This is a genomic window from Pseudomonas mosselii (genome assembly GCF_003205295.1).
Lineage (GTDB): Bacteria > Pseudomonadota > Gammaproteobacteria > Pseudomonadales > Pseudomonadaceae > Aquipseudomonas > Aquipseudomonas mosselii_B.
Window position 1 is genome coordinate 24,540 of sequence record NZ_QJRP01000019.1, and the last position, 20,446, is coordinate 44,985.

The 20,446-nt window shown below is 66.6% G+C and carries 18 protein-coding genes; 7 read left to right on the forward strand and 11 right to left on the reverse strand.

The window, feature by feature from the left end; all coding sequences use genetic code 11:
• The first annotated feature begins 130 nt into the window (after positions 1 to 130).
• Positions 131 to 1,564: a MocR-like pyridoxine biosynthesis transcription factor PdxR gene (pdxR, locus tag DMX06_RS17800; protein WP_110738655.1), complete on the forward strand. Its 1,434-nt coding sequence runs from the start codon at positions 131 to 133 to the stop codon at positions 1,562 to 1,564.
• On the opposite strand, the gene DMX06_RS17805 is transcribed toward pdxR, so the two are convergent.
• Together DMX06_RS17805 and DMX06_RS17810 are read right to left on the reverse strand one after the other, a co-directional pair.
• Positions 1,557 to 2,750, reverse strand: coding sequence for a cyanate transporter (locus tag DMX06_RS17805; protein WP_110738656.1), 1,194 nt, complete (start codon positions 2,748 to 2,750; stop codon positions 1,557 to 1,559). The two genes, pdxR and DMX06_RS17805, sit on opposite strands and share 8 nt — an antisense overlap.
• Positions 2,747 to 3,205: a nucleoside deaminase gene (locus DMX06_RS17810; protein WP_110738657.1), complete on the reverse strand. Its 459-nt coding sequence runs from the start codon at positions 3,203 to 3,205 to the stop codon at positions 2,747 to 2,749. The genes DMX06_RS17805 and DMX06_RS17810 overlap by 4 nt, the downstream gene beginning before the upstream one ends.
• A 196-nt stretch (positions 3,206 to 3,401) precedes the next feature.
• On the opposite strand from DMX06_RS17810, the gene DMX06_RS17815 reads away from it, so the two are divergent.
• Positions 3,402 to 3,839, forward strand: coding sequence for a carboxymuconolactone decarboxylase family protein (locus DMX06_RS17815; protein ID WP_050706207.1), 438 nt, complete (start codon positions 3,402 to 3,404; stop codon positions 3,837 to 3,839).
• 55 nt (positions 3,840 to 3,894) lie between these two features.
• Here the strand turns inward: DMX06_RS17815 and argE are convergent, their stop codons facing one another.
• Both argE and DMX06_RS17825 read right to left on the reverse strand, forming a co-directional pair.
• Positions 3,895 to 5,055, reverse strand: a complete 1,161-nt coding sequence (gene argE, locus DMX06_RS17820) for an acetylornithine deacetylase (protein WP_110738658.1) — start codon at positions 5,053 to 5,055, stop codon at positions 3,895 to 3,897.
• Positions 5,048 to 5,725: a DUF1028 domain-containing protein gene (locus tag DMX06_RS17825; protein WP_110738659.1), complete on the reverse strand. Its 678-nt coding sequence runs from the start codon at positions 5,723 to 5,725 to the stop codon at positions 5,048 to 5,050. Before DMX06_RS17825 ends, argE begins: the two co-directional genes overlap by 8 nt.
• A 403-nt stretch (positions 5,726 to 6,128) precedes the next feature.
• Between DMX06_RS17825 and DMX06_RS17830 the strand changes: the two genes are divergently transcribed.
• Both DMX06_RS17830 and DMX06_RS17835 read left to right on the forward strand, forming a co-directional pair.
• The gene (locus DMX06_RS17830; protein ID WP_110738660.1) at positions 6,129 to 7,445 is read left to right on the forward strand and encodes a flavin-containing monooxygenase; all 1,317 of its coding nucleotides are present in this window, start codon (positions 6,129 to 6,131) and stop codon (positions 7,443 to 7,445) included.
• A complete protein-coding gene (locus DMX06_RS17835; RefSeq protein WP_110738661.1) occupies positions 7,445 to 7,861 on the forward strand; it encodes a RidA family protein in 417 nt (138 codons plus the stop codon). The genes DMX06_RS17830 and DMX06_RS17835 overlap by 1 nt, the downstream gene beginning before the upstream one ends.
• 95 nt (positions 7,862 to 7,956) lie before the next feature.
• Here the strand turns inward: DMX06_RS17835 and DMX06_RS17840 are convergent, their stop codons facing one another.
• From DMX06_RS17840 to DMX06_RS17865, 6 genes are all read right to left on the reverse strand, one after another.
• Complete coding sequence (locus tag DMX06_RS17840) at positions 7,957 to 8,844, reverse strand: pirin family protein (RefSeq protein ID WP_110738662.1); 888 nt, start codon at positions 8,842 to 8,844, stop codon at positions 7,957 to 7,959.
• 183 nt (positions 8,845 to 9,027) lie between these two features.
• A complete protein-coding gene (gene pgm / locus DMX06_RS17845; protein ID WP_110738663.1) occupies positions 9,028 to 10,665 on the reverse strand; it encodes a phosphoglucomutase (alpha-D-glucose-1,6-bisphosphate-dependent) in 1,638 nt (545 codons plus the stop codon).
• Positions 10,666 to 10,744: 79 nt separating this feature from the next.
• The gene (locus DMX06_RS17850; RefSeq protein ID WP_110738664.1) at positions 10,745 to 13,000 is read right to left on the reverse strand and encodes an ATP-dependent DNA helicase; all 2,256 of its coding nucleotides are present in this window, start codon (positions 12,998 to 13,000) and stop codon (positions 10,745 to 10,747) included.
• Positions 12,997 to 14,649, reverse strand: a complete 1,653-nt coding sequence (locus DMX06_RS17855) for a VRR-NUC domain-containing protein (protein ID WP_110738665.1) — start codon at positions 14,647 to 14,649, stop codon at positions 12,997 to 12,999. Before DMX06_RS17855 ends, DMX06_RS17850 begins: the two co-directional genes overlap by 4 nt.
• A 117-nt stretch (positions 14,650 to 14,766) precedes the next feature.
• Positions 14,767 to 16,167: a hypothetical protein gene (locus tag DMX06_RS17860; RefSeq protein WP_110738666.1), complete on the reverse strand. Its 1,401-nt coding sequence runs from the start codon at positions 16,165 to 16,167 to the stop codon at positions 14,767 to 14,769.
• A 277-nt stretch (positions 16,168 to 16,444) separates the two neighbouring features.
• The gene (locus DMX06_RS17865) at positions 16,445 to 17,467 is read right to left on the reverse strand and encodes a zinc-dependent alcohol dehydrogenase family protein (RefSeq protein ID WP_110738667.1); all 1,023 of its coding nucleotides are present in this window, start codon (positions 17,465 to 17,467) and stop codon (positions 16,445 to 16,447) included.
• Positions 17,468 to 17,674: 207 nt separating this feature from the next.
• Here DMX06_RS17865 and DMX06_RS17870 point away from each other — a divergent pair, with 207 nt between their 5' ends.
• The 3 genes from DMX06_RS17870 (at position 17,675) to DMX06_RS17880 (ending at position 19,511) form a co-directional block, all read left to right on the forward strand.
• On the forward strand, positions 17,675 to 18,589 hold the full coding sequence (locus tag DMX06_RS17870; RefSeq protein ID WP_110738668.1) for a LysR family transcriptional regulator: 915 nt from the start codon (positions 17,675 to 17,677) through the stop codon (positions 18,587 to 18,589).
• 143 nt (positions 18,590 to 18,732) lie between these two features.
• Complete coding sequence (locus DMX06_RS17875; RefSeq protein WP_110738669.1) at positions 18,733 to 19,050, forward strand: type II toxin-antitoxin system PrlF family antitoxin; 318 nt, start codon at positions 18,733 to 18,735, stop codon at positions 19,048 to 19,050.
• On the forward strand, positions 19,050 to 19,511 hold the full coding sequence (locus tag DMX06_RS17880) for a type II toxin-antitoxin system YhaV family toxin (RefSeq protein WP_110738670.1): 462 nt from the start codon (positions 19,050 to 19,052) through the stop codon (positions 19,509 to 19,511). The genes DMX06_RS17875 and DMX06_RS17880 overlap by 1 nt, the downstream gene beginning before the upstream one ends.
• Positions 19,512 to 19,874: 363 nt before the next feature.
• Here DMX06_RS17880 and DMX06_RS17885 read toward each other — a convergent pair whose 3' ends face one another.
• Positions 19,875 to 20,384, reverse strand: a complete 510-nt coding sequence (locus tag DMX06_RS17885) for a flavin reductase family protein (protein WP_110738671.1) — start codon at positions 20,382 to 20,384, stop codon at positions 19,875 to 19,877.
• Between the last annotated feature and the right edge of the window lie 62 nt (positions 20,385 to 20,446).

The following is a 20,446-nucleotide window of genomic DNA, read 5'->3' on the forward strand; positions in this document are numbered from 1 at the left end:
CCCGCTCCCACAGGGTATGCCACTCGCTCTCGGGTATTATTCCCTGCGCGATCGTCAGTAGGGCCCCTTGCAGCTTTGTCGATAAAACCCGAAGCTTTTACACCCCCTGCGCTTCGGACCCCCTGCCCCGATGGAACTGCACATCCGCCTCGAAGGCCGCAAAGGCCTGGCCGACCAGCTCTACCAGCAACTGCGCGCCGGCATCGACAGCGGCCACCTGGCGGCCGGCACCCAACTGCCACCCACGCGCCTTTTGGCCGAGCAGCTGGGGGTTTCGCGCAAGACCGTGGCCGAAGCCTACTCGCGCCTGACCTACGACAACCTGCTCAGTGGCGTGGTCGGTCGCGGCACCTTCATCACCCCGCGCCACACGCCGCGCCAGAGCGACAGCGACAACATCCCCCTGGCCGCCGCCGAAACCCTCGAACGCTGGCGTCAGCGCGCCACGGTGCTGGGTCGGCGGGCGCTGGACGCGCCGTCGCGCTATGACTTCATCGGCGGCGCCTCGAGCAAGGCGCAGTTCCCCTACGACCACTGGCGCAGTTGCATGAACTATGCCCTGCGCCGCAGCCAGCGCCACCCCGACCGACAGTTTTCCGCCCAGGGCCTGCCCGAACTGCGCGAGGCCATCACCCACCAGATCGCCTTCACCCGCGGCATCCAGTGCGAGCCCAGCGATGTACTGGTGTGCAATGGCGCCCAGCAAGCCCTGGACCTGATCGCCCGGGTGCTGGTCGAGCCCGGATGCAAAGTAGCCATGGAAGACCCGGGCTACCCACCGGCGCGCCAGCTGTTCCTGGCCTTGGGCGCGCACCTGCAGTCAGTGCCGGTGGACGACCAGGGGCTGTGCGTCGAGCAGATCGAAGACGGCACCCGGCTGATCTACGTGACACCCTCGCACCAGTTCCCGCTGGGCATGCCCATGGCCGAGCCGCGGCGCCAGGCGTTGCTGGCGCGGGCCGCGGAGCTTGGCGCGCTGATCATCGAGGACGACTACGACTGCGAGTTCCGCTACCAGGGGCCGGCCGCCGAAGCCCTGCAGCGCCTGGACCAACATGGCCTGGTGGCCTATGTCGGGACCTTTTCCAAAACCCTGCTGCCGGAGCTGCGCCTGGGCTACGCGGTACTGCCGCCGGCCGTGCTGCAGGCCGCCTGCGTGGCCAAGCACCTGAGCGACTGGCACAGCCCGAGCCTGCAGCAGTGGGCCCTGGCGCGGTTCATCAGCGAAGGTCACCTGAACAAGCACATCCGCCGTTGCCACGAAGTGTACAGCGCCCGCCGCGAACGGATCCTGGCGCGCCTGGGCGGCGACCTGGCGCCGTGGTTCGAGGCGGTGCCGGCCAGCGCCGGCTTTCACCTGAGCGCGCTGGCCAAGCCCGGGGTGGATGTCGAGCTGCTGATCAACCTGGCGCGCAAGGTGGAGGTCGGCCTCTACTCCCTGGCGCCGTTCTTCAGCGAGGCGCCTGTCAGGCCGGGGTTGCTGTTCGGCTTTGGTGCCATCGAGTTGCTGGACATCGACCCGGCACTGGACCGGGTCGGTGACACCCTCCAGCGCCTCAGTTGAGCACTGTCGCAGCCGCCCGGCCATCACGGGCGATGGCCCGGGCATAGCCTTTCGGGGCGAACCGCACGGTCACCAGCAGCATCGCCAGCACCGTGCAGGTCAGCAGGGCCCAGGAGGCCTGGAAGTCGCCGCTGGCATCACGCAGCCAGCCGGTGATGTACGGCACGATACCGGTGACGATAAAACCCACGCCCTGGACGAAAGCCGCCAGGCTGCCGGCCTCGCCGGGTGTGCGCAGGTGCTCCAGGGTCAGCGTCAGGCTGAGGCTGAAGCATGCGCCCAGGCCCAGGCCGATCAGCGCCACCCACAGCCCCATGGCGCTGGCCGGCGCCAGCAGCAAACCGAGAAAGCCCGCCAGTTGGATCAGCAAGGCCAGCCACAACCCCGGCCGGCGATCGACCAGGCGCCGCAGCAGCAACGGCAGGCCCAGGGCGCCGCAGACCTGGAAGATGGTCATCAGGCCGACCAGCTCGCCACCGCCCTGGGCCGTGCCGCCGTGCTCGAGGTGATAGGCCGGCAACCAGGCGACCATGCTCGTGTAGCCGCCGTTGATCAGCCCGAAGTAGAGCGCCAGCAGCCAGGCCCGACGGTTGCCGAACCAGTGCCCGCCGCCGCCACCGGCCAGGGTCGGCGTGTCCTTTCGCGGGCGCAGGGCGATCCACGCCACGATAGCCAGCAGCGCCGGCAGCGCCCACAGGCCAAGGCCGAACTGCCAATGACCGAAGTGCGCGGTGATCGACGGGCCCATCACCGCCGCCAGGCCACCGCCGCTCATCAATGCCGCCGAATACAACCCCATGGTCGCCGCCAGGCGGCCGGGGAACCAGCGGTTGACCAGCCCCGGCATCATGCCCTGCACCACGGCAACGCCCAGGCCGGCGACCACCGCGCTGGCAATCAGCGCCCAAGCACTGTCCAGTTGCAGGCGCCACAGGCACGCCAGGGCAATGGCCGCCAGCCCCGCCAGCATGCCGCCATGCTCGCTCAGCCAGCGCCGCAGCCAGGGTTGCATAAGCGGTACCAGGCCCATGCACAGCACCGGCAGCGCGGTCAGCAGCGCCGCCTGCTGGTAACCCAGGCCGGTACTCTGGCGCATCGGTTCGAGTAGCGGGCCAATGCTGGTGAGGATCGGCCGCAGGTTCAGCGCCAGCAGCACCACCAGCAACAGGTTCAACGCGCCCCTCATGCTTCGCCGGCCTGCTGCCATTCACGGTACAGGCCACTTTCACCCGCCGGTTTCAGCGGGCGCAGGGGCAGGCTCTGCTGCTGAGGCGGGCGGGCCATCTGCGCATACACCGCGGCGGTGGACAAACCATAGGGTTCGCCCTCGTCGTTGTCATAGGCGAACCAGGCTCGCTCGATGCCGCACAGGTGCATGGCGGCCAGGCACATCGGACACGGATGGCCGCTGGCGTAGATTTCGGCACCGTCCAGGCGAGCCCGGCCAAGCACCTGGGAGGCCTGGCGGATGGCCTGCATCTCGGCGTGGCTGGTGGGGTCCTGGGTATTGTGGATCTCGTTGACGGCGCGGGCGATCACCTGCCCTTGATGGACCAGCACGGCGCCGAAGGGGCGGCCACCGGCCTGGATATTGGCACGGGCCAGCGCGAGGGCCTCGCGCATGAATCGATCTGCGGACATGAAACGGTTCTCCAGTAAAGACCCGCCCATTATCCCGGCTCGACCGCCCTGGCAGAAATGAAGAGATTGGATGCCTGTCAGTGCTCATCCGAATGACAGATTGGCCTCCTGGCAAAGCGCGGGATTGGCTATTCGGCGCCGCCCTGCCTGGCGCTAAGGTAGTGCCACTTTCCTCTTGTCGACCTGGAGTTTCACCATGCATGACCGTATCGAATGGGCCAAGCACTCGCCGGAAGCCTACAAGGCCATGATCGGCCTCGAGCAGGCACTGGTCGCCTCGGGCCTGGAGCACTCGCTACTCGAACTGATCCGCCTGCGCGCCTCGCAGATCAATGGCTGCGCCTACTGCGTCAACATGCACGCCAACGATGCGCGCAAGGCCGGCGAAACCGAGGCGCGCCTGCAGACCCTGAGCGTCTGGCGCGAGACCCGCTACTTCAGCGAACGCGAGCGGGCCGCCCTGGCCTGGGTCGAAAGCCTGACCCGCCTGGCCGAGCGTGGCGCGCCGCAGGACGAGTACCAGGCGCTGCTGGAACACTTCAGCGCCAAGGAGATCGCCAACCTGACCCTGGCCATCGCCACCATCAATGCCTGGAACCGGTTCGGCGTAGGCTTTGCGATGGTGCCGGCATAAGCCGCGAATGACGCCCGCTCCTGCCCGCTGGGTGGGAGCGGATGGGCATGTGCAGTCAATCCTGTCGCAAATGGTCCACCAGCCGACGCAACATGGCATCGCATCCCTGTAGCTGCTCGACACTGACAAACTCGTCGGGCTTGTGCCCCTGCTCCATGCTCCCCGGCCCGCAGACCACGGTGGGAATGCCGGCCTGGTCGAACAAGCCGCCCTCGGTGCCGAAGGCCACCGTCCCAAAGTCGCTCGAACCACTGATCAAGGCCACCAGGCGCGCCGCCTCGCTGTCGGCAGGCGTGGCCAGGCCTGGGTAGGCACTCAACGGTCGCAGGCGGATATCGCTCACCCCACTCACCGCCCGCATGCGCGGCAGCAACTGTGTCTCGGCGTAGGCCTGCAGCCGATCGGCCACGACCTGCGCCGCGAAGCCGGGCAAGGCGCGCACCTCGAAGTCGAACTCGCATTCGGCGGGGACGATGTTCAGCGCCCGGCCGCCCTTGATTACCCCGGTCTGCACCGTGGAGAACGGCGGGTCGAAGCGCTCGTCATGATGCTCGGGGCGCGCCAGGTCGTCACCGATCTCGCCCAGCTTGCCGATCAGCCGCGCCGCGTACTCGATGGCATTGACGCCGTAGGGGGCATAGGCCGAGTGGCAGGCGGCGCCCTGCACCTGGCAGCGCATGGCCAGCTTGCCCTTGTGACCGAGCACAGGCTTCAGCTCGGTGGGCTCGCCGATCAGGCACAGCCGCGGCTTGTGCTGGCGCTGTGCCAAGGCGGCGAGCATCGAGCGCACCCCCAGGCAGCCGACTTCCTCATCGTAGGAGAACGCCAGGTGCACCGGCAATTTCAGCGGCTGGGCGAGCAACGCCGGCACCGCCGCCAGCACCGAGGCGATGAAACCCTTCATGTCGGCCGTGCCGCGACCGTACAGGCGTCCTTCACGCTCAGTCAGCCGGAAGGGTTCGACGGTCCAGTCCTGGCCCTCCACCGGCACCACATCGGTGTGCCCGGAGAGCACCACGCCGCCACGGTCGGCGGGGCCGATGGTGGCGAACAGATTGGCCTTGGTGCCCTCTTCGTTGTGGAACAGCTCGCAGGCAACACCAAGCCCGGCCAGATAATCGCGGATGAAGGCGATCAACTCGAGGTTGGAATCGCGGCTGACCGTGGCGAACCCGACCAACCGCTCCAGCAGCGCACGGCTGGAAGCCTCACTCATTGCCCGGCACTCCATAGCTCGGCGCGGCGGTCGGGTTCAGGGCGCGGGTGACATAGTCCTGCATCTGTGGGCGGTAGGCCTGCCAGAGGCTGTCCAGCTCGCCGATCGGATCGTGCTCGGCCCAGTCCACGCGCAGGTCCACCAAGGGCCAGGTCAGCTCACCGGCGATCTTCAACGCCGCCGAGTGCACCGGCCCCGCCTCGCCACCGGCGGCCATGGCCGCGTGCATCGCCGCCAGCAGGCGGTCGGCCAGATGGCCACCGGCCTGCTCGAACGCCGCCACCATGGCCTCGATCACCGCCCGCGACGACAGCAGGTTGCCGGCCGCCGCGCATTGTTCGCCGGCCACGGCGTTGTGCACGCCCAGGGCCTCCTTGCCGGTGAACAGCGCCACCTGGCCCTGGCTGTCGATCACCGTGACCTGGCGATACTCGCTCCAGCCATTGGCGCTCAGCACCCGGTCCAGCGCCGCTGCGGGCGGCAACTGGCCCTGTTCGAGGGCGTCGAGGATCTGCGGGCCGAGGGCCGGCAGGGTGATGTTCTGGGTGGCCACGGCTCCGACCCCGGCCCGCACCCACGGGCAGCGGGCGCCAACGGCGATGCTCGATGAACTGATGGCGATGCCGACCTGGCCGGTTTCCTGGCAGCGGCCGATGATGGAGAAGGTCATGGTGCAGCTCCTGTGTTGAGGTTACCGGCATTCTCGGTGGGCCCCGGAAGCTGCGAAACCAACATTTTCCTCGGCACTGGGCAGGAAAAAACTATGGAGGCCCGAGTGCATTCTATGTAGGAGCGGCCTTGCGCCGCGAAAGGGCTGCAGAGCAGCCCCGGCAATATTTGCATCAACGCTGAAATCCCGGGGCCGCTGCGCAGCCCTTTCGCGGCACAAGGCCGCTCCTACAAGATCCTGCACAACCCTGAACATCCGCTCCACAACACTGGCCTTCGCCAATTTATCGGCAACCCCCAGCTAAATACTATTTTCGCGATTTCCCCCCCATCCCTAGTCTGGCCCCAGGCAAAGGCGGTCCCCACCGACCTGAACAAGAACGCCGCTGAAGAAGGGCTGGGACATGACACTGAACAACATCGAAATCGACACCCTCGTGGTCGGCGCCGGCCAGGCCGGCGTGGCCATGAGCGAACACCTGAGCAAGCTCGGCGTGCCGCACCTGGTGCTGGAGCGCAAGCGCATCGCCGAGGCCTGGCGCAGCGGACGCTGGGATTCGCTGGTGGCCAACGGGCCGGTCTGGCACGACCGCTTCCCGGGCCTGGAATTTGACCTCGACGCCGACGCCTTCGCCGGCAAGGACCAGGTTGCCGACTACTTCGAGCAGTACGTGCGCAAGTACAACCTGCCGGTGCGCACCGGGGTGGAGGTGAAGAAGGTGGTGCGCAACACCGACCGCCCGGGCTTCACCATCGACACCAACCAGGGCGTGATCCGCGCCAACCGCGTGGTGGCCGCCACCGGCCCGTTCCAGCGCCCGGTGATCCCGGCCATCGCGCCCAAGGACGAAAGCCTGCACCAGATCCACTCCGCCGCCTACTTCAACCCACAGCAACTGCCAGAAGGCGCGGTGCTGGTGGTCGGCGCCGGTTCCTCCGGGGTGCAGATCGCCGAGGAACTGATGCGTGCCGGACGCCAGGTGTACCTGTCGGTCGGCGCCCATGACCGTCCGCCGCGCAGCTACCGCAACCGCGATTTCTGCTGGTGGCTGGGCGTGCTCGGCGAGTGGGACGCGGAAATCGCCAAGCCCGGCCGCGAGCATGTGACCATCGCCGTGTCCGGTGCCCGTGGCGGCCACACCGTGGACTTTCGCGCCCTCGCCCACCAGGGCATGACCCTGGTCGGCCTGACCCAGTCGTTCGAAGGCGGCGTGGCCCGCTTCCAGGACAACCTGGCCGAGAACATCAACCGCGGCGACGAAAATTACCTGGCCCTGCTGGACGCCGCCGACGCCTATATCGAACGCAACGGCCTGGACCTGCCGCAGGAGCCCGAGGCGCGCAAGCGCCTGCCCGACCCGGCCTGTGTCAGCCAGCCCTTGCTGGAACTGGACCTGGCCCAGGCCAACGTCAGGAGCATCATCTGGGCCACCGGCTACGGCGTGGACTTCAGCTGGCTGCAGGTGGACACCTTCGACGCCAACGGCAAGCCGCAGCACCAGCGCGGTGTATCGAAGGAGCCGGGCGTGTACTTCCTCGGCCTGCCCTGGCTGTCGCGCCGTGGCTCGTCGTTCATCTGGGGCGTGTGGCACGACGCCAAGCACGTCGCCGGCCACATCGCCACCCAGCGCACCTACCTGGCCTACCGCGACCGCGAGCAGCGCGCAGCGGATGAGCAGCAACCCTCGATCAGCAACGTCAGCACCTTCGGAGCCCTCTGATGCCTACCCACACTCGCATCCGCATGTTCAACACCAAGGCCACCTACCCCAACCAGACCCTGGACAACGACCTGTGCCAGGCGGTGCGGGCCGGCAACACCATCTACGTGCGCGGGCAGGTCGGCACCGACTTCGAAGGCCGGCTGGTGGGCCTGGGCGATCCGCAGGCCCAGGCCGAGCAGGCGATGAAGAACGTCAAGCAACTGCTCGAAGAAGCGGGCTCTGACCTGTCGCATATCGTCAAGACCACTACCTACATCACCGACCCGCGCTTCCGCGAGCCGGTGTACAAGGAAGTGGGCAAGTGGCTCAAGGGGGTGTTCCCGATTTCCACCGGGCTGGTGGTGGCAGGGTTGGCCCAAGCCGAATGGCTGATGGAAATCGATGTGATCGCGGTGGTGCCGGATCAGGATTGATCCCCTGAAAAAGCAATCGCCGGCAAGCCGGCTCCCACAGGGATAGCACAGATCCTGTGGGAGCCGGCTTGCCGGTGATTGGAGTCAACGCGTTGTCATTGTCGGGCGCCGCGCTCGACGCCGCCCATCTGCCCGAACCGCCCGGCCTGGAAATCATCGAACGACTCGGCGATCTCCGCCTGGCTGTTCATCACGAACGGCCCGTAGCCAACGATCGGCTCGTCGATCGGCTCGCCGCTGAGCAGCAGCACGCTGATCTCCTCCTGCGCCTCGAGGCGCACATCGCTGCCATCGCGCTCCAGCAGTACCAGGCTGGCCGGGCCGGCCTCGCGCTCGTCGTTGACCCGCAGGTTGCCGCGCAGCACCACCAGCGCGGCATTGCGCCCGGCAACCAATGGCAGTTGCAACGAGGCACCGGCCTTCAGCCGCAGGTCCCAGACGTCCATCTCGGTGAAGGTGCGCGCCGGTCCCTGATGATCCAGGTAACGTCCGGCGATCACCCGCAGGCTGCCCGCCTCGCCTTCCAGTTCCACCAGCGGAATGTCGCTGGCCAGCAACGTCTGGTAGCCCGCTGCGGCACGCTTGTCCTTGGCCGGCAGGTTGACCCACAGTTGCACCATCTCCAGGGTGCCACCGCTGCGGGCAAAGGCCGGGGAATGGAACTCCTCGTGGATGATGCCGCCCGCCGCGGTCATCCACTGCACGTCGCCCGGCCCGATCAGGCCGCCGGCGCCGGTGGAGTCACGGTGCTCCAGCTCGCCCTGGTAGACGATGGTCACGGTCTCGAAGCCGCGATGCGGATGCTGGCCGACGCCGCGCCGGGCCGTGGTCGGGGTGAAGTCGTGGGGGCCGGCGTAGTCCAGCAGCAGGAACGGGCTTATGTGCCGGGCCAGATGGTCGTAGGTGAACAGGCTGCGCACCGGGAAGCCGTCGCCCACCCAGTGGGCGTGGGGGCTGCGGTGGATACCCTGGATCTTTTTCATGAGAAGCCTCCTGTTGATGGGTTACACCTTACAGATGAGGCCAATACTGCGGTAGATAGCTGAAATGGCATGGATCGTTCCATCAATGGAACAACCAAACCAATCGCGGGGCAAGCCCGCTCCCACGCCTGAATGAAGTAGGCAGTGGGAGCGGGCTTGCCCCGCGATGCGTATCAGCGTCGATCAGGCGATCGCCGCGTCCACCAGCACCTGGGCTTCGGCCACCAGGCGCGCCAGGTGCGCCTCGTCGATGAAGCTCTCGGCGTAGATCTTGTAGATGTCCTCGGTGCCCGAAGGGCGGGCGGCGAACCAGCCGTTCTCGGTCATTACCTTCAGCCCGCCGATGGCCTGGTTGTTACCCGGCGCGTGGCTGAGGATCTGCTGGATCGGCTCGCCGGCCAGCTCCGTGGACTTGACCTGCTCCGGCGCCAGCTTGCTCAGCAGCGCCTTCTGCCGCGCATCGGCCTTGGCCTCTACACGGGTGGCGTAGGGTTTGCCCAACCTGGCAGTCAGCTCGGCGTAGATCTGGCTCGGGTTGCGCCCGGTGCGGGCGGTCATTTCGGCCGCCAGCAGCGCAGGGATCAGGCCGTCCTTGTCGGTGGCCCAGACGCTGCCGTCCTTGCGCAGGAACGAGGCGCCGGCGCTCTCTTCGCCGCCAAAGCCCAGCGAGCCGTCGAACAGGCCCTGGGCGAAGAACTTGAAGCCCACTGGCACTTCGTACAGCTTACGACCCAACGCGGCGGTGACCCGGTCGATCAGCCCGCTGGAGACCACGGTCTTGCCCACGGCCGCGTCGCTGCGCCATTGCGGGCGGTTGCGGTACAGGTAGTCGATGGCCACGGCCAGGTAGTTGTTCGGCTGCAGCAGGCCGTCGGCGGTAACGATGCCGTGGCGGTCGTGGTCGGGGTCGCAGGCGAAGGCCACGTCGAAGCGCTCGCGCAGGCCGATCAGGCCCTGCATGGCGTACGGCGAGGAAGGGTCCATGCGGATCTGGCCGTCCCAGTCGACGGTCATGAAACGGAAGGTCGGGTCGACCTCGGTGTTCACCACTTCCAGGTTCAGCTGGTAGCGCTCGGCGATGGCCGACCAGTAGCGCACCCCGGCGCCGCCCAGCGGGTCGACGCCCAGGCGCAGGTTGGCGCCGCGGATCACCTCGAAGTCGATGACGTTTTCCAGGTCGGCGACATAGCTGCCGACGTAGTCATGACGCTGGGTGGTCGGTGCCGCCAGCGCCTGCTTGTAGTCCATGCGCTTGACGCCGGCCAGGTTCGCCGCCAGCAGCTCGTTGGCCTTGGCCTCGATCCACTTGGTCACGTCGCTGTCGGCCGGGCCGCCGTTGGGCGGGTTGTACTTGAAGCCGCCGCTCTGCGGCGGGTTGTGCGACGGGGTGATGACGATGCCGTCGGCCAGGCCCTGCTGGCGGCCACGGTTGTAGCAAAGAATGGCGTGGGACACCGCCGGGGTCGGGGTGTACTCGTCATCCTGGCTGAGCATCACCTGCACGCCGTTGGCGGCCAGCACTTCCAGGGCACTGGCGGCGGCCGGGGCGGACAGTGCGTGGGTGTCGGCGCCGATGAACAGTGGGCCGTCGATACCCTTTTCCTGGCGATACAGGCAGATGGCCTGGGTGATCGCCAGCACGTGGTACTCGTTGAAGCTCAGTTCGAACGACGTGCCGCGGTGACCCGAGGTGCCGAAGGCCACGCGCTGGGCCGCCACCGCGGCGTCGGGACGGCCGGTGTAGTAGGCGGTCAACAGGCGGGGGATATCGACCAGCACGCTGGCCGGAGCCGGCTTGCCTGCCAAAGGACTGAGCGTCATGCAAAACCTCGAAATCAACAGAAGTAGGTGTTGGAACGCGCAGTGTACTGGGAGTTTCAGCGCCAGGCGATGGCGGCGTTCACCCCAGCTGCCACCAGCTGGGGAACATCTGCCGCACCCGGGGCTCGGCGAAGCGCTCGTCGATCAGCATCAGCACGCCACGGTCCTGGTCGCCACGGATCACCCGGCCGGCGGCCTGGATCACCTTGCGCACCCCCGGGTACAGGTATGCATAGTCGAAACCGGCGCCGAACTGGCGGCCCAGGCGCTGCTTGAACTGCTCGTTGACCGGGTTGACCTGGGGCAGCCCGAGGGTGGCGACGAAGGCGCCGATCAGGCGCGTGCCCGGCAAGTCCACGCCCTCGCCGAAGGCGCCGCCGAGCACGGCGAAGCCCACCCCCTGCCCGTGCTCCACGAACCGCGCCAGGAAGGCCTCGCGCCCGGTCTCGTCCATGCCCGGCGCCTGGCACCAGATGGGCAATGCCGGATAGCGCTCGGCCAGCAGCCGCGCCACCTGCTCCAGGTATTCGAAGCTGCTGAAGAAGGCCAGGTAGTTGCCCGGCTGGCCGGCGAACTGGGCGGCGATCAGCTCGACAATCGGCGCCAGCGACGCCTGGCGCTGCTGGTAGCGGGTGGACACTTCGCTGACGATGCGCACCTGCAGCTGCTCGGCCCGGAACGGCGCGGCGACCTCCAGCCAGGCCGTGTCGGCGGGCATGCCCAGCAGGTCGCTGTAGAAATGCCGCGGATTCAGCGTGGCGGAAAACAGCGTGACGCTGCGCGCCGCGCTCATCCGCGGCCCCAGCAGCCGCGCCGGCACCACGTTGCGCAGGCACAGCGTGGCCAGGCGCCGCCCCTGTGGGCCGTTGCGCGGGCTGATATCGAACAGGAAGTGCTCGTCGAACAGCTCGGCGATGCGGCTGAACTGCAGTGCCTGGAAGAAGAACTCCAGCACTTTGGGCTCGACCTCGGCGGGCGCCTGGTTCATGCGCTCCTGGATCAGCCCGATGCACTGCTGCAGGGCGCGCAGGAAGGCGTCCGGCAGTTGTTCGCTGGCCTGGTATGGCGCCACCTGGGCCTTGTACAGCGCGTTCCACTGCCGGTTCAGCCGGTCCAGGGCACTGCCCAGCCCGGCCGGCTTGCTCTGGCGCAGCGCCAGCAACTGGCCCTGGTCGAGACTGGCGCTGTACATCTGCCGCCCCCGTTCCACCAGATTGTGCGCCTCGTCCACCAGCACCGCCGTGCGCCATTGGTTGGCCTGGGCCAGGCCGAACAGCAAGGCATGGGCGTCGAAGTAGTAGTTGTAGTCGGCCACCAGCAGGTCGACCCAGCGCGCCATCTCCTGGCCCAGGTAATAGGGACAGACCTGGTGCGCCAGGGCCACCTCGCGCAGGCTGGCGCGGTCGAGCAGCGGCACCTGCGCGGCGGCTTCGCGGGCAGCCGGCAGGCGGTCGTAGAAACCCCGCGCCAAGGGGCAGGACTCGCCATGACAGGCGTTCTCGGGGTACTCGCAGGCCTTGTCGCGGGCGATCAGCTCGAGGCTGCGCAGGGCCGGCTGCGGCGATGCCCGGGTGATCTGGCGCAACGCGTCGAGGGCCAGGGCCCGGCCCGGGGTCTTGGCGGTAAGGAAAAAGAGTTTGTCCAGCTGCTGCGGCACCACGGCCTTGAGCAGCGGAAACAGGGTGCCGAGGGTCTTGCCGATGCCGGTGCTGGCCTGGGCCATCAGGCAGCGGCCGGTGCTCACGGCCTTGTACAACGTCTCGGCCAGTTGGCGCTGGCCCTGCCTGAATTCGGGATAGGGAAATGTCAGCGCACCAAGATCCCGGTCCCGCTCGCTCAGCCGCCGCTCTTGCGCCTGCGCCCAGGCCAGGAAGCGCTGGCACTGGGTCTCGAAGAAGCGCTTCAGGTCATCGGCTTGGCAACGCTCGCTGATCACCGTCTGGTCGTCACTGTCGACATCGAGATAGACCAGCGCCACATCGACCGCCGGCAACTGTCGCGCCTGGCACAGTAGCCAGGCATAGACCTTGGCCTGGGCCCAGTGCAACTGACGATGATTGTCGGGCTGCCGGGCCAGGTCGCCGCGGTGGGTCTTGATTTCCTCCAGGCGGTTGCGCGCCGGGTCGTAGCCATCGGCGCGTCCGCGCACCCGCAGCCCCTGGTACTCGCCCTCCAGCGCCACCTCCGACTCATAGCCGGCAGCGCGCCGCGCCACAACCCGGCGGTGCCCGGCAATGCCCTCCTGGGCGGTGGGCGACGGGGTGAAGCGCAGGTCGAGGTCGCCATCCTTGGCACTGAACTCGCACAGGGCGCGCACGGCCACGGTGTAGCTCATGTCGGCACATCACTCCAGCGCACATGGCAGACCGCGACCGGCAGCCCGTGGGCATGGCAGAACTCGAGCCAGCGCAGTTGGTTGTCCTGTAGTCGGTCGCCCGGTCCCTTGACCTCTACCATGCGATAACCGCCCTGCCCCGGCCAGAACTGGATCAGGTCGGGCATGCCGGCGCGGTTGGCACGGATATCCTGCAGCAGGCGCAGGAAGCAGGCTTTCAGGTGCGCGGGCGGCAGGTGCTCGAGTGCCTGTTCGAGCAGCGGCTCGTCAAGCATCTGCCAGAACACGAAAGGCGACTGCAGGCCTTGCTTGGCCTGGAAGCAGTCGCGGATGGCCTGGCGATGGCTGCCATCGTCCAGGCGCCCGAGGCAGGCGTCGAACAGTGCCGAGCGGCGCTGCTGGAAATCGACGTCGTGCAGGTCCTGCGGGCCGCTCTGGAACGGGTGGAAGAACGCCCCCGGCACCGGGGCGAAGATCGCCTCCCAGCACAGCAGGCCGAACAGGCTGTTGAACAGGGTGTTCTCGACGTAATGAACGCTGCCGCCATCCTGTTCCAGGCGCTGGCGCACCGCCTCTTCCACCCCCAATGGCGCCAGGTCGGCCGGCAGTTCCAGCTCGATGAGCGTCACCGCCTCGCTGCGCCGACGCGGCTGTGCCGGGCCGCCGAGCTTGCGCACCAGGCGTGGCAGCAGGCGTTCCAGGGCCTGGCGTTCCAAGGCGTTGGCAGGCGCCTGGGCCATGTGCTGGGCCAGGGCATGAGCCTCTGGCCATTGCTCGCTGCGCTCGTGGACCCGGACCTGACGAATACGTGCCTCGGGGTGCGCGCAGTCGGCGTAGATCCGCAGTGCCAGGTCCCAGTCCCCCAGGCGCTCGCACTGCTGTCCAAGGCTGAACAACAGGCGCGCCCGGCGTCGGGCCAACCAGGGGTTGCTGTCGTCAAACCCGTCCAGTGCGGCGAGCAGCTCGGCGGGCGCGGCGCCTTGCTCCAGACGCTCGGCGCACTGGTGCAGGGCCATGGCCAGGTCGACCTCGGCGCGCTTGCGCAAGGCCCGCGAGTCGTCGCTGAACGCCACCTGCTCGTAGCGGAACACCCCCAGGTCGGCGAGCACAAAGTCCGACCAGCTCTGGTAGAGGTTGCCGAAGAACAGCAGGCGCAGCCGGTCGCACAACGGCTGCAGGCACCAGTGCAGGGTTCGCAATGGCAAACCGGGGCACCACTGGACCAGCGGGCCAGACGGCAAGTTCAGCGCCTGCAACTGCTCCAGCAACTCGGCCTTGCCGGCGCGCGGTCGGGGAAGCCGCCCGGCGAAGCATACCGCCAGTTCGTCCTTGCGCAGCAACGCCCACAACTGCTCGATGGTCAACGGCGCGTCGTCGGCCACCCATCCCAACGCCAGCAACGGCGCCAGGGCCACCGCGGTGTCGCCAATCTCGGCATAGTCGAGCTTGTCACTGCGAAACAGCTCGCCCTTGCGCATGACCATGCGTACCAGCAGGGCCTGGCTGGGCACCGGCAGTTCGCTGAAGACCTGGATGAAACCGTGCTCGTCGCGGTCCAGCAGGTCGGCGTAGCGCTGCCCGACCCAGCTCAGGACCTGACGGAAGTTATGCAGGTAGTACAGGGGGTCATCGACGGAATGGGCGATCACGGTGCGAGTCGGGTGTTGGGAAACAAGCACTGGTTATACATACAGACCCCATGCCTGGGCAAGTGTACTGGATCGACGGTCACGCAATCCCTACAAGCGTTCGCCCAGGCAGCAGGCCTAATCGGCGGCGCGCAATAGCGGATAGCCACCGTCCGCGCTGGCCGGCAGGAGCCGCAATCCCTGGTCGCGTCGCCCCAGCAGCTGGAACAGGCGCCGGGCCTGGTGGCTGAGCGTACCGGCATAAAGCCCCCGTAACTGCACAAGCTGCAGGCCGCTGGTTTCAACCAGCCACTGGCTGACCGGCTCCGGGCAGGGTCGCCCCTGCAAGGCACAGTGCAGGTACGGCAGTGCGACGCGCATGCCCGGATGACAACGCAGCACGAAGCTCTCGAGGTTGTACCCTCCCGCCTCGAACGGGGTGAACAGCTGGCAGACCAGTTGCGCCTCGCTCACGCCATAGGCACCAAGCAGGCGCGCCTGCGCCTCGCCGCGCAAGGCCCGGCCCTGGGGCCAGGCGACCGAGGGCTGGCGCAAACGCTGGAAGTACGCCTGCGTACCGTCGCGATAGCTACGCAGGTCCAGGTACTGCGACTTGAGCCCATGCAGGTGGGCCAGCGGCAAGGGATCGAACAACCCCGACGGCCCCTGGGCCTGACTGCCCTGGGCATCCTGCCGGCCGAGCATGCGGTCCAGCGGCCCACCGTCGTCCGGGTGGCGCAACAAGTCCTCGACCATCACCAGGCGCGGCTCGCCGCCGCGCTGGCGGAGTACGGGTGAAGTCGGCGGTTGCCAGGGATCGGCCAGCACCTCGCCCAACTGCTCGAGGCCCGCCGCCAGCACATTGTGGGGCGTCAGGGCCTGCGCCACTTCCACGGTGTGGCGCAGGCAGCGCCGCCCCCAGGCCAGCAGGCGGTGGCGCTGGGTGAACGGCACTGCGCTGATCAGGATCTGTTCCCCGGCCTCCCCCGCCAGCGCCTGGCCCAGGCTGTTGGCCAGCTCCAGGTAGCCCCTGGCGCCGAGCAGCGCGTCCGGCTGGCCGCCGACCAGGTGACCGAACAGCAACCAGGCGTTGCCCGAGTCGGCCAGTTGCTCGGCCGAGCAGGCCTGGCGTGCGCCGAACGGGCCGAGCTGCCCGCCATCGGCACGCAGCAGTTCCACCCGCGGATCGTCGTGCAGGAACAGCGCGCTGAAGCAACGGTCGTGAAGGGCCAGGGCGGTATCGTCGAGGGTCGGCAGACGGGCCGCCAGCACGCGCAGGCGGAAGGTCGCGCCATGGCGCAGGGCGATGCTCAACTGCGCGGCACGCAGGCAGGCCAGCAGGTACGCGCTGCGCCGGTCGACGCCGTGCAAGACCAGCACCCGGACGTTGCCGACGTATTCCTGGCCGCCGGCGATGACCAGCAATCGCTGGACCAGCAGTTGCACCGAGGCGCGCTGGGCCTGGGTCATGTGCTCCAGCAGGCGCTGCAGGACTTGCTGGTAGACATAGTGCATGGCTTGGTCGTGGGTCTCGGTCATGCTATCGCTCCATCTCCCTGACGGCTTCGAATTGAAGTCCGATTCTGGCAGATGAATAGCAAACCGAGCTTGAAGGAAACTTCCTAAAGCCTAGTAGGACATTTAGCTAAATTTGGCTGGCGTCCCTGTGGGAGCGGCCTTGTGTCGCGAAAGGGCCGCGCAGCAGCCCCAAGATCTCAGTGTTGACGCATCAATCGCGGGGCCGCTTTGCGGCCCTTTCGCGACACAAGGCCGCTCCTACAGGGACCGCGAATGACCTGGGAGCTTCATAGCCCGATCAGTGCACACCCATATCCAGCACCACCCGCCCGCCACACGGACACTCGTCCATGTGCCGGTGCGCCTCGACCACCTGCTCGAACGGATACACCTTGATGATCTGCGGCGTCAGCAGCTGGTCGGCGGTGAACTGGTTGATGTCGCGCAACGCTCGCTGCAGGGCCACCTGGTCCTGGGCGATGCCCAGCTCGGGCTTGCCGGTGAAGTTGCCGATGCAGTGCACGTGGAACTGGATGTTCTTCTGGAACGCCGCGCAGGCCGGGAACGGCGTCTGATTGCCGCCCTGCAGGCCGTAGAGCACCAGGCTGCCACGCGGCGCCAGGACATCGCCGAGCAGCGACATCTGCGGGCCGCCCATGCCGTCGAGGACCATGTCCACGCCACGGCCATCGGTGTACTTGCCGATCTGCATCAGCAGGTCCTGTTCCTCGGTGACGATCACCTTGTCGGCGCCCAGGCCCAGCAGGTACTCGCGCTGTTCGGGCTCCTTGGTGGCGGCGAACACCTTCAGCCCCAGGGCCTTGCCCAGTTGCACGAAGGCCGGCCCCGCGCAGTGGCTGGCGTCGGTGACCAGCGCGGTCTGCCCGGCCTTGGCCCGCGCCAGGTCGACGAAGGCGAAGTAAGCGATCAGCAGCGGCGTGTAGTGCACGCTGGCCTCGATCGGGGTCAGCACATCCGGGTAACGGGTGATGGCGCTGCGCGGCAGGACGATCACATCGCCATACACAGGGTGGTCGTTGGCGCTGGTGGCCGGGAAGCTGGCAACCCGGTCGCCCACCGCGATATCGTCCACACCCTCGCCCACGGCGGTGACCACGCCGGCCATCTCGTGACCGATGCCGGCCGGCAGCCGCGCCTGGGACGGCGCCAGGTTCTGCCGCCAGAGCACGTCGTACCAGCTGACGCCGATCGCCTCGACGCGAATCTGCACCTCGCCGGTAGCCGGGGACGGTTCGGCCTGCTCCTCGCATCGGAGCACATCGGCCTGGCCGAACTTGTGGAAACGGATCATGCGGGACATCGCATACCTCGCCTGTGTGAATCTCGTATTACCACGGACTTTATCCGGGCTTTCACGGTTGGACCATCAGTGGCTGTTAATAGTCGACATGCCTGTCATTGATTGGGCCCCCGACAAATCTGTGCATTGGCACCCGGAAATCGGTGCAGGGTACCAGCCTTTGGCCTTAAGATTCACCCCTGCCCCACTTCAGGCGAGCCGCATCGAATGAATCGTAACGACTTGCGTCGCGTAGACCTCAACCTGCTGATCGTGTTCGAAACGCTCATGCATGAACGCAGCGTGACCCGCGCCGCCGAGAAACTGTTCCTCGGCCAGCCGGCGATCAGCGCCGCGCTGTCGCGCCTGCGCAACCTGTTCGACGACCCGCTGTTCGTGCGCACCGGCCGCAGCATGGAGCCCTCGGCGCGCGCCCACGAGATCTTCGCCCTGCTGTCGCCGGCGCTGGACTCGATCTCCACCGCCGTCAGCCGCGCCGCCGAGTTCGACCCGGCGACCAGCAACGCGGTGTTCCGCATCGGCCTGTCCGACGACGCCGAATTTGCCCTGCTGCCGCAGCTGCTCAAGCGCATCCGCGCCGAAGCCCCCGGCATTGTCCTGGTGGTGCGCCGGGTCAACTACCTGCTGATGCCCACCCTGCTGGCCTCGGGTGAAATCTCGGTGGGCGTGAGCTACACCAGTGAACTGCCCGCCAACGCCAAGCGCAAGGTGCTGCGCCGCAGCATGCCCAAGCTGCTGCGCGCCGACAGCATGCCCGGCAGCATCACCCTGGATGACTTCTGCGCCCGGCCCCATGCCCTGGTGTCGTTCGCCGGCGACCTCTCGGGGTTCATCGACGAGGCGCTGGACGAGATCGGCCGCAAGCGCCACGTGGTGTTGGCGGTGCCGCAGTTCAACGGATTGGGGAGTTTGCTGGCGGGGACCGATATCGTCGCCACGGTGCCGGACTACACGGCCGATGCGCTGACTGCGGCGGGTGGGTTGCGGGCAGAGGACCTGCCGCTGGAGGTGCGCACCTTCGAGCTGCACATGGCCTGGCGTGGGGCGCAGGACAATGATCCGGCGGAGAAGTGGTTGCGGTCGCGGATACAGATGTTCTTTGGGGACCCCGATAGTCTTTAGGGATCGTGTCCCAGGAATTGGTGTAAAGCTTCCTGCGGCGCTACTGAGCGTCCTACCCGCCTATGCTTGACCAGCAGAAAACCAAGATTGACCATGTAAGGATTATTCCTTACCATTCAATCAGCACATCCGGGAGAACGCTCATGCCTGCCATCCACGAAATCGCCACGTTGACCTCGAAGGGGCAGGTCACGCTGCCAAAATCCGTTCGCCAGCTACTGGGCATTGACACAGGTGGCAAAATTGCATTCGACGTACGCAACGGTGAAATCGTGGTCAGCCGCGTAGAAACCACCCACGAAGACCCTGCCATCGGTGCATTCCTGGGTTTGCTGGAGGCTGATATCCGAGGCGGCCGCAACCTCACCACTCTGCCGGAAGACTTGGCGCAAACCATGCTCGCCAACGCAAACCACTCCGTAAACCTGGACGAAGATATCGACGGTGAGGTCGCGATCTGATGCTGCGACATGGCTGGACACTGTTGTTCCAGGAAGGTGTGACGTTACAGCTACGCAAATTGCAAGAAGCGGCCGCCCGGGCCGAGCAGAACGACCCGCAAGGTTTTGAGAGCAACGCCAACGTCAAGCTGTTTCGGGCATTGAGCCATCTGATCATGGAGGCTGTGCCTGCCGATCCGGGCCGTGATGAGTTCCGCCAAGGCAATACGCTGGGCACCGCCTACCGACATTGGCGCCGTGCAAAAATCGGCAGGCGCTTTCGGCTGTTCTTTCGCTACGACTCAAGATCCAAGGTCATCGTCTATGCATGGGTCAACGACGAAAATACCCTACGCTCCGCAGGCAGCAAATCCGATCCCTACGCCGTATTCGAGAAGATGCTGGGCCGCGGCAACCCTCCTGATGACTGGGATGCGCTGACTGCTGCGACGCGTAGCGACTGGGACGAGCCCAAAGCATAAATTACGCAAGTGAGTGAGAGATTGCACGTTTGAAACCGATCCCTCCTCGTTGCGTCCACTGGAATCCACTCGTAGCTGCTGTTGAAAGGGGTACATCTGGGGTACAAATCCAGTTTCCCGTTCATAACCTTTTGACTTATATGAATGTCAAAATGTTCTTAGGGGATCCGGACAGCCTGTAGGTCGAAAGTCCCATTCGCGTGATCAAGCGCCGGTTCGGTAACGCGGTGCAACGCGGATCACGCTTCTTGCGGTTTCGAGTCTGTGGATGGGGGGCAGCATTTTGTGGGTGCTGTACACCACCCTAGGCGCAACCTTTGTACCTGACGCAGTAACATGATCGCGCGCATGATGAATGAAGACTCAAGCCGCATCCGCTGCGGCGAGACTACGATACTGTCCCTTGAAATACAGCAGTGGCTGCGCGGCGTCGGCGTCCTGCACGTTCAACGCCTTCACCTCGCCAATCACGATCAGGTGATCACCGGCAGCGTGTTCGGCGTGAATCTCACAATCAAGCCAGTGCAGGCTGCCGGCAATGATCGGGTTGCCCAGCGGCGACGTCTGCCACTCGATGCCTTGCCACTTGTCCGTGCCACGCCGGGCGAACTGGTTGGAAATCCCGACCTGCTCGCCTGACAGGATGTTGACCGCGAAACGGCCGGCCTGGCGAATCCCGGGATAGCTGGCCGAACTGGACATGACGCTGAACGACACCAGTGGCGGATTCATCGACACGCTGTAGAACGACTGGCAGGTAAAGCCAAGCGGTTCACCATCACTGTGCGAGGTGATCACCGTGATGCCGGAGGCGTAGTGCCCAAGCGCTTCGCGAAAGCGCAACGGCTCGATAGCCGTACAGGGGAGCGACATAGTAAGTCCTGAAGGTTAGGTGAAAGCCGCCAAAAATGGGAAAGGGCTGAAGCTGCACGCCC